The organism is Pseudonocardia kujensis (assembly GCF_021283305.1).
Taxonomy (GTDB): Bacteria; Actinomycetota; Actinomycetes; order Mycobacteriales; family Pseudonocardiaceae; genus Pseudonocardia; species Pseudonocardia kujensis.
This window is the reverse complement of record NZ_JAJSOK010000120.1, coordinates 1-12,119: the sequence shown is the minus strand read 5'-3', so window position 1 is coordinate 12,119 and position 12,119 is coordinate 1. Positions and strand designations below refer to the sequence as shown.

General features: G+C 75.0%; 12 protein-coding genes. 8 read left to right on the top strand and 4 right to left on the bottom strand.

From position 1 onward, the window contains the following. Positions 1-102 precede the first annotated feature (102 nt). Both cydC and LWC35_RS37960 read left to right on the top strand, forming a co-directional pair. Positions 103-1,881, top strand: a complete 1,779-nt coding sequence (gene cydC / locus LWC35_RS37965; protein WP_232875388.1) for a thiol reductant ABC exporter subunit CydC — start codon at positions 103-105, stop codon at positions 1,879-1,881. Between the two features lie 13 nt (positions 1,882-1,894). Beyond that, positions 1,895-3,244 (top strand): glycoside hydrolase family protein, encoded by a 1,350-nt coding sequence (locus LWC35_RS37960; RefSeq protein WP_232875386.1) that lies wholly within the window; start codon positions 1,895-1,897, stop codon positions 3,242-3,244. A gap of 357 nt (positions 3,245-3,601) precedes the next feature. Here the strand turns inward: LWC35_RS37960 and fabG are convergent, their stop codons facing one another. After that, on the bottom strand, positions 3,602-4,363 hold the full coding sequence (fabG, locus tag LWC35_RS37955; protein ID WP_232875385.1) for a 3-oxoacyl-ACP reductase FabG: 762 nt from the start codon (positions 4,361-4,363) through the stop codon (positions 3,602-3,604). Between the two features lie 169 nt (positions 4,364-4,532). Here fabG and LWC35_RS37950 point away from each other — a divergent pair, with 169 nt between their 5' ends. Both LWC35_RS37950 and LWC35_RS37945 read left to right on the top strand, forming a co-directional pair. Next, positions 4,533-5,294, top strand: a complete 762-nt coding sequence (locus LWC35_RS37950) for an SDR family NAD(P)-dependent oxidoreductase (protein ID WP_232875383.1) — start codon at positions 4,533-4,535, stop codon at positions 5,292-5,294. Between the two features lie 17 nt (positions 5,295-5,311). Further along, positions 5,312-5,674 carry a VOC family protein gene (locus LWC35_RS37945; RefSeq protein WP_232875381.1) on the top strand — a complete coding sequence of 121 codons (363 nt, stop codon included), beginning with the start codon at positions 5,312-5,314 and terminating at the stop codon, positions 5,672-5,674. Between the two features lie 198 nt (positions 5,675-5,872). On the opposite strand, the gene LWC35_RS37940 is transcribed toward LWC35_RS37945, so the two are convergent. Continuing rightward, on the bottom strand, positions 5,873-7,468 hold the full coding sequence (locus LWC35_RS37940) for a Na+/H+ antiporter (RefSeq protein WP_232875380.1): 1,596 nt from the start codon (positions 7,466-7,468) through the stop codon (positions 5,873-5,875). A gap of 42 nt (positions 7,469-7,510) precedes the next feature. Between LWC35_RS37940 and LWC35_RS37935 the strand changes: the two genes are divergently transcribed. The 3 genes from LWC35_RS37935 to LWC35_RS37925 are packed head-to-tail and all read left to right on the top strand — an operon-like array spanning position 7,511 to position 9,560. After that, entirely contained in the window at positions 7,511-8,044 is a 534-nt protein-coding gene (locus tag LWC35_RS37935; RefSeq protein ID WP_232875379.1) for a YbhB/YbcL family Raf kinase inhibitor-like protein, read from the top strand. Between the two features lie 50 nt (positions 8,045-8,094). Then, a complete protein-coding gene (locus LWC35_RS37930) occupies positions 8,095-8,676 on the top strand; it encodes a hemerythrin domain-containing protein (RefSeq protein ID WP_232875378.1) in 582 nt (193 codons plus the stop codon). Between the two features lie 53 nt (positions 8,677-8,729). After that, positions 8,730-9,560, top strand: coding sequence for a family 1 encapsulin nanocompartment shell protein (locus LWC35_RS37925; RefSeq protein WP_232875376.1), 831 nt, complete (start codon positions 8,730-8,732; stop codon positions 9,558-9,560). A 63-nt stretch (positions 9,561-9,623) separates the two neighbouring features. On the opposite strand, the gene LWC35_RS37920 is transcribed toward LWC35_RS37925, so the two are convergent. Both LWC35_RS37920 and LWC35_RS37915 read right to left on the bottom strand, forming a co-directional pair. Continuing rightward, entirely contained in the window at positions 9,624-10,568 is a 945-nt protein-coding gene (locus tag LWC35_RS37920; protein ID WP_232875375.1) for a hypothetical protein, read from the bottom strand. Continuing rightward, positions 10,565-11,203, bottom strand: a complete 639-nt coding sequence (locus LWC35_RS37915; protein ID WP_232875374.1) for a hypothetical protein — start codon at positions 11,201-11,203, stop codon at positions 10,565-10,567. Before LWC35_RS37915 ends, LWC35_RS37920 begins: the two co-directional genes overlap by 4 nt. A 79-nt stretch (positions 11,204-11,282) precedes the next feature. On the opposite strand from LWC35_RS37915, the gene LWC35_RS37910 reads away from it, so the two are divergent. Continuing rightward, positions 11,283-12,119: hypothetical protein (locus LWC35_RS37910; protein ID WP_232875372.1), on the top strand; the 837-nt coding region annotated here is incomplete at its 3' end.

The following is a 12,119-nucleotide window of genomic DNA, read 5'->3' as shown; positions in this document are numbered from 1 at the left end:
GGTGATCGTGACGCACGACCCGGCGTGGGCCGACGAGCTGCCGGGCGACGCGCAGCTCGCGCGGCTGGACGGGCCGGCCCTGGTGGCAGGGGGTCGGGAGCGATGAGCGGGACGGTTCGCACGCACGGCCTGGTCCGGATGCTGGGGCTCGCGCGGCCCCGCGGCGGCCGGTTCGCCCTGGGTGTGCTGCTCGGGGCCGCGGCGACCGCCGCCGGGGTCGGGCTGCTCGCGCTCGCCGCGTGGCTGATCGCCACCGCGGCGACCCATCCGGGGGTCACGGCGCTGGGCGTGGCGGTGGTGCTCACCCGTGCGCTCGGCGTCACCCGCGGGGTGGCCCGCTACCTCGAACGCCTGGTCACGCACGACGCGGCCCTGCGCACCCTCGCCGACGCCCGCGACCGCGTCTACGCCCGGCTCGCGGCGACCGAGCCGATCCGCCGGTTCCGCTCGGGCGACCTCGTCTCGCGGCTGGTCAGCGACACCGACGCCACCCAGGACCTGCTGGTCCGCGGGCTGACCCCGCCGCTGGCGGCGCTGCTCGTCGGGGGTGGGGCGGTCGCGCTGTCGACCGCGCTGCTCACCGAGGGCGGGCTGTTGCTGGCGGCCGGTCTGGTGCTCGCCGGCGTCGCCGTGCCGTTGCTCGCCGCCCGCGCCGGTCGGGCCCCAGGACGCCGGGCCGCCGCGGCCCGCGCCGAGCTCTCGACCGCGCTGGTGGACGCGCTGCAGGGCGCCCCCGACCTCGTCGCCTACGGGGCGATGGACCGCGCCGTCGCGCGGGTCGAGGCGGCCGACGCCGACCTGACCCGGACCGCCCGGCGCGACGCTCGCCTGCTCGGCCTCGGTGCCGGGGCCGCCGCCCTGCTGGCCGGCCTCACGCTGTGGGGCTCTCTGCTGCTCGGCGTCGCGGCGGTGTCCGCCGGCCGGCTCGAGCCGATCCCGCTGGCCGTGCTGGTGCTCACCGCGCTGGCGGCGTTCGAGATCGTGGCGCCGCTGCCCGGGGCGGCCGCCCGGCTCGGCGCGGTGCGGGCGAGCGGCGAGCGGCTCTTCGCCGTGCTCGACACCCCGCCGCAGGTCCGGCCCGCCTCGGACGAGCAGGTCCCCTCCGCGCCCGCCGACCTGCGCATCCGGGACCTCACCGCCCGCTACGACGGCCCCCTGGTGCTCGACGGCCTGGACCTCGACGTCCCGGCCGGGGCGCACGTCGCCGTCGTCGGGCCGAGCGGGGCGGGCAAGAGCACCCTGGCCGCGGTCCTGTTCCGGTTCCAGGACGCCGAGGGCGGCGCCGTCCGGCTGGGCGACGTCGACCTGCTCCACCGCTCCCCCGACGCCGTGCGTGCCGCGGTGAGCGGGGTGCCGCAGGACCCGCACGTCTTCGACAGCACGGTCCGGGAGAACCTGCGGCTGGCCCGGCCCGAGGCGACCGACGCCGCACTGCGGGCCGTCCTCGCCCGGGTGCGCCTCGACCTGGACCTCGACGATCCCGTGGGGACCCGCGGCAGCCGGCTCTCGGGCGGCATGCGCCAACGGCTCGCCCTGGCCCGCGCGCTGCTCGCCGACCCCGCGGTCCTCGTCCTCGACGAGCCGACCGCCCACCTCGACCCGGACACCCGCGACGCCGTCCTCGACGACCTGCTCGACGCCGCCGCGGGCCGCGCCACCCTGCTGATCACCCACGACCTGGCCGGGCTGGAGCGGATGGACCACGTCTACGTCGTCCGGGACGGGCGGGTGGCCGAGCACGGCACCCTCGCCGAGCTGCACGGGTCCGACGGCTGGCTGTCGGGGCGGCGGTCGGGCCGGCGGTCCGGGGAGCCGTCGGGGGAGCCGTCGAGGCTGCCGTCGGGTCAGAGCCCTCTCAGCCCCGCCACAGCCGGGCGCTGACACTCTCCGGGCCGTGCGTCTCCGCCGAACCCTCCCCGCCCTCGCCGCCCTGGCGGCCGGCCTGCTCGTGCTGGCCGGCTGCTCGTCCGCCACCACGCCCGCGACCGGTCCGGACACCGACCGGTCCGCCGCCGGGCTCGACCTCGGGGAGGGCTGGGACTGGACGCCCCAGGGTGCCCCGCTCGGCCTCGGCGTGACGCACACCCAGGACAGCCTCGACGACCACGACCCGGCCGAGGCCAACGCCCGCGGCGAGGCGATCCTGAAGGACGCGGCGGTCTGGCAGAACGTGCACCTCATGGGTTTCGGAACCCTCAGCCCCGAGCCCGCGCCCGGGCAGTACGACTGGTCGACCCTCGACCAGCGCATGGACCTGGTGAAGCGCACCGGGGCCCGCACCGTTCTCACGGCCTGCTGCGCGCCGGACTGGATGAAGGGCGGCGTGGCCGGGCAGACCGACTGGGACCGGCTCGAGGTGGCGCCGCTGCCGCAGGACTTCCCGGCCTACGCCGCCCTCGTCGCGCAGACCGTGCAGCGCTACCCGCAGATCGAGCGGGTCGTGGTGTGGAACGAGCTCAAGGGCTTCTTCGACATGACGAAGAACCGCTGGGACTACGAGGGCTACACCGCGCTCTACAACGCCGTGTACACCGCGGTGAAGGCCGTCCGGCCGGACGTCCAGGTCGGGGGCCCCTACCCGGTCATGATCAGCTTGCCCACGGACGACCCGAACGCGTCGGACGCGCTCAAGGGCAGCTGGGGCGCGATCGACCAGCGGATCCTCGACGCGCTGGCGTACTGGGACGCGAACAAGGTGGGCGCCGACTTCCTGGCCGTCGACGGCGGGACGGCGCAGCGCGGCGGCACGATCGACGGCCGGCTCGACGACGCGGCCGTGAAGTTCTCCGACGTCACCCGGTTCCTGCGCAGCACGACCGCGCTCCCGGTGTGGTGGACGGAGTTCTACGCGGAGGTCCCCGAGGACCAGACCGGCGCCGCCGACAGCCAGGCCAGTGCCGCCTCGGCGCTCGCCTCGGTGGCCGCGTTCGCCCGGTCCGGGGTGTCGGTCGCGCTGCTGTGGGGACCGCAGGGCAGCTCGCTGCCCTACTCGGCGCTCTGGACGGACGCCACCGAGGCCGCCGGCGGCCGGCCCACGCCGCTCACGCAGGCGTGGGAGTGGCTGGTCCCGCGGCTCGCGCAGGGGACCGCGGAGCTCGGGAGCGCGCAGGACGCCCCGCTGATCGCCTTCCGGGCGCCCGACGGCTCCGCGGTGGTCGTGAACGTCTCCGACACGGCGGTGCCGGTCGCCGGGCAGCAGCCGCTGGCCCCCTACGCGATCGGGATCCGCACCGCCGCGACCTGAGCGCCGGCAGCGCGGCCGCCGCAACCACCGCGGTCACCACGGCCACCTCCGAGGCGGTCGGCATGATCCCGCCGTGGATCGTGTCCAGCTCGTTGGCGGGCGCCGCCGCCCCCGGCACCGACAGCACCACCGGATCGCCGCTGCCCCGGCCGGTCGACGGCCACGGCGTCGAGCAGCACGCCCGGCGGCCCCGCGGACGGCCGGCCTGCCGGGCCGACCGACCATCTGCGGGGCGGGGGCACGGGCGCGCGGAGCAGCCCGGTGTCGTCGACCTCGACCGGCCCCGTCCCGACGAGGCGGTCCGGGCCGAGTGGCGCCGTCAGCAAGACCGGCGCCACCGTCAGGTCGGTCGACGCGTCAGGCCTTCGGGCCGCCGGCGACGTAGATGACCTGGCCCGACACGAAGCTCGAGCGCTCGTCGACGAAGAACGACACGGTCTGCGCGATGTCCTCGACCGCGCCGGGGCGCTGCACCGGGATCTCCTTGGCGCGGGCCGCCTTGAACTCCTCCCAGTCCACGCCGAGCCGCTCGGCGGTCGCCTTGGTCATCTCGCTGGCGATGAACCCGGGGGCGATGCAGTTGACCGTGACGCCGAACTTGCCCAGCTCGATCGCGAGGGTCTTGGTGAAGCCCTGCAGGCCGGCCTTCGCGGTGGAGTAGTTCGCCTGGCCGCGGTTGCCCAGCGCCGAGGTCGACGACAGGTTGACGATGCGGCCCCAGCCGGCGTCGACCATGTGCTTCTGCACGGCCTTGGCCATGAGGAACGAGCCCTTGAGGTGCACGCCCATCACCGAGTCCCAGTCCTGCTCGCTCATCTTGAACAGCAGGTTGTCCCGGGTGATGCCGGCGTTGTTGATCAGCACGGTCGGCGCGCCGAGCTCCTCGGCGACCCGCTCCACGGCGGCCTCGACGGCCGCGGCGTCGGACACGTCGGCGCCCACGGCGATGGCCGTGCCGCCGGCGGAGACGATGGCGTCGACGGTGGCCTTCGCGGCCGACTCCTCGAGGTCGATCACCGCGACCTTGAACCCGTCCTGGGCCAGGCGCTGTGCGGTGGCCGCACCGATCCCCCGCGCCGCTCCCGTGACGATCGCGACGCGCTGCTGGGACTCCGCCATGTCTTCGTCTCCTTCGACTTCGCTCTTCGCTGCGACCCACCGGTCGTGAACGACCGATCGTTTCGCTCCGATCCTCGCACCGGGGACCCGGCAGGACGCAACCCGCTGTCGCCCGCGCCACGTCCGGATCCGTCCCGCGAGTTGGTGCGACTGCATTAAGGTCCCGCCCATGACGGTACTGCAGCGGTTCTCGCTCGAGGGCAAGGTGGCCATCGTGACGGGCGCGTCGTCGGGGCTCGGCGTCGCGTTCGCGAAGGCGCTGGCGGAGGCGGGTGCCGACGTCGTGCTGGGCGCGCGCCGCGCCGACCGCCTCGACGGCACCCGGAAGATGGTCGAGGACCTCGACCGCCGGGCGCTGGCGGTGCCGACGGACGTCGCCCGGCAGCCGGACTGCCAGAACCTCGTCGACACCGCGATGGCGGAGTTCGGCCGGGTCGACGTCCTGGTGAACAACGCCGGGATCGGCACCGCCGTGCCCGCGACCCGGGAGAGCGTCGAGGAGTTCACGCAGGTCATCGACGTGAACCTGAACGGCTGCTACTGGATGGCGCAGGCCTGCGGGCGGGTCATGCAGCCGGGCAGCAGCATCGTGAACATCTCCAGCATCCTGGGGATCACCACCGCGAGCCTGCCGCAGGCGGCCTACGCGGCCAGCAAGGCGGGCCTGATCGGGCTCACCCGCGACCTCGCCCAGCAGTGGGGCGGCCGCAAGGGCATCCGGGTCAACGCGCTGGCGCCGGGCTTCTTCGAGTCCGAGATGACCGACCAGTACAAGCCCGGTTACCTGGACTCGATGATGGCCCGCGTCCCGCTGGGGCGGAAGGGCGACCCGGAGGAGCTGGCCGCCGCGCTCGTCTTCCTGGCGGGCGCGGCCGGCGGGTACGTCACCGGCCAGACGATCGCCGTCGACGGCGGCATCACGATCACCTGACGGGTTACGGTCCTCCCGTGAGCGACCCCGCGAAGACCCCCGTGAAGATCGGCAACGTCCTGCACCCCGTGGCCGACGTCGACGCCGCCGTACGTTTCTACGCCGATACGTTCGGCCTGGCCACGAAGTTCGTCGACGGTGACCGCTACGCCGCCCTCGACGCCGGCGGCACGACCCTGGCGCTGGCCGGCCCGGCCGAGGACGTCACCGGCGGGGTGCCGGCCGCGTCGTTCAAGGTCCCGGACGTCGCCGCGGCGCTCGCCGCCCTCGTGCAGGGCGGCGGGTCCGTGGTCCGGGAGCCCGAGCAGGGCCCGCACGAGGTCCGGGCCGTGGCCCGCGACCCGTGGGGCAACACCGTGGTGGTCTACGGACCCCGCTGAGGTGGTCTTCTGCTTGCAGAGCGGACGTCGGCGCTGAGCGGAGCTTGCGGAGCGAACCTCGGCGCTGAGCGGAGCTTGCGGAGCGAACCTCGGCGCTGAGCGGAGCTTGCGGAGCGAACCTCGGCGCTGAGCGGAGCTTGCGGAGCGAACCTCGGCGCTGAGCGGAGCTTGCGGAGCGAACGTCGGCGCTGAGCGAGATCAGTCGAGGAGGACGGTCCGGAGGTCGAGCCGGCGCAGCACGCGGTCGACGGCCTCCGGGTCGACCCCCGGCTCGCGGCGCGCCGCCAGCACCTCGGCGCGGGCCGCGGCGAGCGCATCGGCCTCGATGGCCTGCAGAACGTCCCGGCGGTCCCGGATCGCGCGGAGCCGCTGGCGCTCGTCCTCGGACAGCGACTCACCGGAGAGGACCGCGTCGAGCCGGCTCATCCGCTGCCGGATGGCCGCCTCGACCTCCTCCGGGAGCGTGTCGGACCGGTCGACCTCCCCGATCCGCGCCGCCATGCGGTTCAGCGCGGCCCGCTGCGCCCGGCGGGTCACGATCTTCTCGGCCCGCTCCTCCGCGTCGGCCCGCTCGGCCACCCCCAGGGACTTGACCAGCGTGGGCAGGGTGAACCCGGGCAGCAGCAGCGTCACCAGCAGCACCGCCACCGCGACGAGGGTGATCTCGGCCCGCGCCGGGAACGGTGCGCCCGACGCGACGGTCCTGGGCAGCGACAGCGCCAGGGCAAGGGTCGCGAGCCCCCGCATGCCGCACCACGTCAGCACCACGGCCTCCCGGCCGGTGCGGGGTGCGGCGGAGGCGTCGGCGGAGTGGCGCACGGTCAGCCAGGCGACCGTCATCCACACCGCCCGCACCCCGACGACGGCGAGGCAGACCAGCGCGGCGTGGCCCAGCATCCGCGGCAGGTCCGCGCCCACGTCCTCCACCACGCCCCGCAGGTCCAGCCCGATCAGGCCGAACGCCACGCCGGTGACCAGTAGCTCGACGACGTCCCAGAACGAGCGCTGGACCAGCCGCTCGGCAGCCTCGTCGGCGTCGCCGAGGCGGCGCAGCTGCAGCGCGACGACCACGACCGCCACCACGCCCGACGCGTGCACCTCCTCCGCGGCGAGGTAGACGGCGAACGGCAGGATCAGGGTCAGGGCGCTGCGGCCGATCGTGTCGGTGACCCGGGCCAGCACCATCCGCGCCAGCCAGGCCACCGCCAGCCCGATGAGCACGGCCGCACCCGCGCCGAGCAGGAACGACAGCGCGAGGCCGCCGAGCGAGAGCTCGTCGCCCTGCACGGTGGCCAGCACCGCCGCCTGGAACACGACGAGCGCGGTGGCGTCGTTGAACAGGCCCTCGCTCTGCAGCACGGCGAGCAGCCGCCGCGGGATCCGCACCGGACCGGCGACGGCCTCCACCGCGACCGGATCGGGCGGGGCGACCATCGCGCCGAGGGCCACCGCCGCGGTGAGCGTGATCCCGGGGACGAGCAGCACCGCCAGCCCGCTCACCACCACGGTCGTCACCACGACGAGCGCGATCGCCAGCAGGGCGATGGACCGCCACCGGGCGCGGAACAGCGACCACGAGGTGCGCTGCGCCGTGGCGAACAGCAGCGGCGGCAGGAACAGCGGCAGGATCAGGTCCGGGTCCAGCTCGAAGGTGTCCGGCAGGCCGGGCGTCAGCGCGACGAGGGCGCCGAGCACCACCATCAGCGCCGGCCACGGGAGGCGCAGCCGGTCCCCGACCCCCACCAGCAGCACCGCGCCGAGCATCAGGCCCACGATGAGCAGCAGGTTCTCCACCGGGGAAGCTTCCCAGCCCGATCGGTGCCATGATCGGTGGCCATGAGCCACGACCCCTACAGCGAGCTCCCCGAGCTCCCCACGTTCACGGTGACCAGCGACGACGTCACCCACGGCGGCACCCTCGACACGCCGCACCTGTCGGGCCTCATGGGCGCGGGCGGCGAGGACCGCTCGCCGCACCTGTCGTGGAGCGGCTTCCCCGAGGGGACGAAGTCGTTCGCCGTGACCTGCTACGACCCGGACGCGCCCACGGCATCGGGCTTCTGGCACTGGGCCGTCGCCGACATCCCGGCCTCGGTCACCGAGCTGCCCGCGGGCGCGGGCGACGAGAACGCGTCCTCACTGCCCGAGGGCGCCGTGGTGCTGGCCAACGACGCGGGGATGAAGCGCTTCGTCGGCGCCGCCCCGCCGCCCGGGCACGGCCCGCACCGCTACATCTTCGTGGTGCACGCCGTCGACGTGGAGAGCCTGGGCCTGCCCGACGGCGCCACCCCGGCCTTCCTCGGGTTCAACCTGTTCAGCCATGCGATCGCGCGCGCGACGCTGACCGCGACGCACGAGAACACCGGCTGACCCGGCATCAGGACGGGCGCGGCGGGGCCGTGCAGCAGTACGGTCCGGCCGTGCCCGACATCACCCAGCTCATCCTCGACGACCACGAGTGGTTCCGCCGCCGCTTCGCGGAGCTCGACGACCTGCGCGCCCAGGGTGCCGAGCCGACGGCGCTGCGGGCGGTGTGGCGCCCGCTGGCGGACCTGCTCGACGTCCACGCCGAGGCCGAGGAGCGGATCTTCTACCCGCAGCTGCTGCGGAAGGGCGAGAACGACCCGCAGGAGGAGACGCTCGACGCCATCGGCGACCACAACGAGATCCGCGACGGCGTGCGCGAGGCGGACCGCAACCCGGTCGGCAGCGCGGGCTGGTGGGCCGGCGTCGACAGCGCCCGGGCGGCCAACGACGAGCACATGGGCGAGGAGGAGAACGAGGGTCTCCCCGACTTCCGGCTCAACGCCCCGTCCGGCCTGCGCGACGCCCTCGGCCGCCAGTTCACCGAGTTCAAGGAGCGGCACCCGGGCGGGCGCGGCATCGAGATCACCGACAAGGACCCCGAGGAGTACGTGGAGACCATCGAGCGGGAGATCCACCCGCCGTCGGACTTCTCCGGCGACGTCTCGCTCGGCATCGGCGGCCTCCGCGGGCGCTGACCCTCGACCCCACGCACTCCCCACCACGCCCTCCCCACCAGCAAGGAGCAACCGTGAGCGCACCCTCCGACCACCTCCTCAGGGCGAACGCGCCCATCCCCACCGAGGCCTGGAAGGCGATCGACGACGAGGCCCGCGAGCGGCTCACCCCGCTGCTAGCCGCGCGCAAGGTGGTGGACTTCGTCGGCAGCGGCGGCTGGCAGCACTCCGCCCGCAGCCTCGGCCGCACGACCGGGCTCGCCGGCCCGCCGCCGGGCGTCGAGGGCAGCGCCGGGGTGAGCGCCCGCGTCCGGCGGGTCCTGCCGCTCGCCGAGGTCCGGGTGCCCTTCACGGTGGCCCGCGCGGAGATCGACGACATCCAGCGCGGCGCCCCCGACCCCGAGTTCGAGGACCTCGACCGGGCCGCCCGCGTCGCGGCGGAGATCGAGAACCGCGCCGTGTTCCACGGCTGGCCGGCCGCGCTCGTCGAGGGCATCGCCGAGGTCTCGCCGTACGAGTCGCTCGCCCTGGGTGCGGACTGCCTCACGTGGCCGGGCGTGGTGGCGCGCGGGGTGGACACCCTGCGCCGCAACGGCATCGGCGGGCCGTACTCGCTGGCGGTCGGGCCGGACCTCTACACCAGGATCGTCGAGACCACGGAGCACGGCGGCTACCTGCTCTTCGACCACCTCAAGCGAATCCTCGGCGGCTCGGTGATCTGGGCCGCCGGGGTCGACGGGGCGGTCCTGGTGAGCGAGCGGGGCGGGGACTTCGCGCTCGACGTCGGGCAGGACCTCGCCATCGGCTACTCCCACCACGACGCCGACACGGTGAGCCTCTACCTCGAGGAGAGCTTCACGTTCCAGGTCGTGGAGCCGGACGCCGCGTTCGCGCTGACGCTCTGAGCCGGGACACGACGGAGGGGCCGCGGATCGTCCCGCGGCCCCTCCGTCGTGGTGGGGCGAGCGTCAGATGGTGAGCAGGCGGTCGAAGAAGCTCCGGTAGCGGCCCAGGGCCAGCCGGAGGTCCTCGGTCGAGGCGGACTCGTTGTTCAGGTCGCGCTCCAGCTCGCTGCGCTGCCGCTCGAAGAGCGCCTCCAGCTCGTCGAGCACCTCACCGACCAGGCCGTTGGCGTCGCGGACGGCGCCACGGGGCTCGTCGACGAAGCTCGCCTTCAGTGACTCCCAGCGGCGCAGGTAGTCCGCGGAGCGGTCCTGCGGGATGAGGGTCGCGTTCCCCGAGGAGTCGGTCTCCTGGGTCGGCGCACCCATCGCCTCGGCCCGGGAACGACCGGTGTCGTGGCCGGGGTCCCGTCCGGCACCGTCGCGCAGGCCGCCGCCGCCCTCGTCGCCGGGCATCCGCTCGTCCGGGACGCCGGAGCCCTGCACGCCCGTGTCGTGGTCCCCGCGGGTGTCCCGGCCGGTGTCGCGCGGGGTGTCGGTCGTGGTGGCGGGGGCTCCGCTGCGCAGGTCGACGGTGCGTGCACCCTCGTCGCTGCGGACGTCCCGGTGGCCGGTGCCGCCGCCGTCGTGGGCGCCGAGGCCGTGGGGGCCGTCGGGGCCATCGGGGCCGCCGCCCGGGCCCAGGTCACCGCGGCCGCGGTCCTGCGGCAGGTGCTCGTCGTGCCCGCGGGGCGTCGGTGTGCCCTCGCCGGTGTCGTGGCCGCGCTCACGGGTGCCCACGCCGCCACGGTCCTCCTGGGCGGCGCCCCGGCCGTCGTGACCGTGCTGACCGGGCTCCCGGCCCAGCACCTTGTCGAGGAGGCTGCGGTCGTCGTGTCCGGTGTGGCCGGTGCCGTCGGGGCGGGCGGTGCCGTCGTCGGTCCGGGGGTCGAGCTTGTCCATCAGTCGCTCACCTCGCGTCTCGTCGGTGCCGTGTCCGGCGCGTCGCTCGTGGCCCGCGTGCTCGCTCATGCGCTCGTCTCCTTCCGGCGGGTGTCCCGGCCACCGGCGGGGTTGCCGCCGGGTCGGCCGTCGTGCCGACCGTCGCCCTGCCCGTCGTGGTGCCGGTCGCCGCCCAGCAGGGCCTGGACCAGCTCGCGGTAGGACGTCACGGCGCCCCGCAGCTCCTCGGTGTCGGCGCGGTGCTCGCGGTTGGCCTGGGCTATCCGGCGCGCCTCGCGGTAGCGCTGCACTACCACGGGGTGGTCGACGGAGACGTCCGCCGCCCGCTGCTCGAAGTCGTCCACGGGGTAGCCGCGGGCGGACATCAGCTCGTCCACCAGCGTGTCGGCACGGTCGACGGCCTGGTCCGGGTCGTCGACGAACTCCGCCTGGACCGCCGTCCAGCGACGCTCGAAGGTCTCCCGCTCCCGGTCGTCGAGGGTGCGCAGGCTCAGCCCGCGGTGGCGCTTCTCGCGCTCCGCCAGGACCCGCTCGGTCTCGGCCGGGTCGTTGGTCTCCGCCAGGTGGCGGTCGTACTCCGGACCGAACCGCTCCTTGAGGCGCCGGCTCCTGCGTCGCCCGTTCATCGACCACGCGAACGCGGCGAGCGCCAGCAGCGCGATCACCACCACGACGATCACTACGATGACTGCGGTGCTGCTCATGGGTGTCGGGTGCCCACCGCCGACCTGTCACAATCCGTGAGTGGCGGATTGATCTGTGACCGATGCCACACTGAATCGAGTGAGCATGAACCGCTCTGCTCCGGACGCCGACGAAGGCTCCGCCGGACCGCCCGCGGCGGCCCCCGGCAGCGGGTCCAGCGATGCTCCCCCGGACAGCGAGGAGCGCGTCGAGGCCGCGGCCGACGAGCTCTACGGCGTGCCGCCGGACGACTTCGTCCCCGTGCGCGACGAACTGGTCGCCGAGGCCAAGGAGGCCGGTGACAAGGAGGCGGCCAAGGCGATCGGGCGGTTCCGGCGGCCCACGCAGGCGGCCTGGCTCGCCAACCTGCTCGCCCGGGAGCGCGGCGACCAGCTCGACGCGCTGCTCGACCTGGCCGAGGAGCTCTCCTCCGCCCAGCGCACACTCGACGGCGCCCAGCTGCGCCACCTCTCCGCGCAGCGCTCCAAGCTGGTCGGGGCGATGGCCCGGGAGGCGCGCCGGCTGGCCGCCGAGGACGGCCACCGGGTCACGGAATCCGTCGAGAAGGACCTGCGCGGCATCCTCGAGGCCGCCCTCGCCGACGAGGACGTCGCCGACGAGGTGCGGGCGGGGCGGCTGACCCGCACGGTGAGCTGGTCGGGGTTCGGGTTCGGCGGCGAGACGACCGTGGGCACCGGCACCCGGAAGCCGCGCGAGCGGGAGGCGGACGGCGCCCGGCGCGGCCGGCCCCTCAGCCGCCCGGCGCGACGGCCGGCCCGCGAGCACGCGGAACCGGAGGACGCCGGGACCGGCGAGGACACCGGAACCGGCGAGGACACCGGGACCGGCAAGGACACCGACGCCGCCGAGCGCGCCGAGCGGGAACGACAGGAGCGGGAGGAACGCGAGCGGCGGGAGCGGGAGCGCGCCGAGGCC

Bases quoted from the DNA above. Each gene is read 5' to 3' on its own strand.
- cydC (WP_232875388.1), top strand. From the start codon at position 103: ATGAGCGGGACGGTTCGCACGCACGGCCTGGTCCGGATGCTGGGGCTC.
- fabG (WP_232875385.1), bottom strand. From the start codon at position 4,363: ATGGCGGAGTCCCAGCAGCGCGTCGCGATCGTCACGGGAGCGGCGCGG.
- LWC35_RS37950 (WP_232875383.1), top strand. From the start codon at position 4,533: ATGACGGTACTGCAGCGGTTCTCGCTCGAGGGCAAGGTGGCCATCGTG.
- LWC35_RS37935 (WP_232875379.1), top strand. From the start codon at position 7,511: ATGAGCCACGACCCCTACAGCGAGCTCCCCGAGCTCCCCACGTTCACG.
- LWC35_RS37920 (WP_232875375.1), bottom strand. From the start codon at position 10,568: ATGAGCGAGCACGCGGGCCACGAGCGACGCGCCGGACACGGCACCGAC.
- LWC35_RS37915 (WP_232875374.1), bottom strand. From the start codon at position 11,203: ATGAGCAGCACCGCAGTCATCGTAGTGATCGTCGTGGTGGTGATCGCG.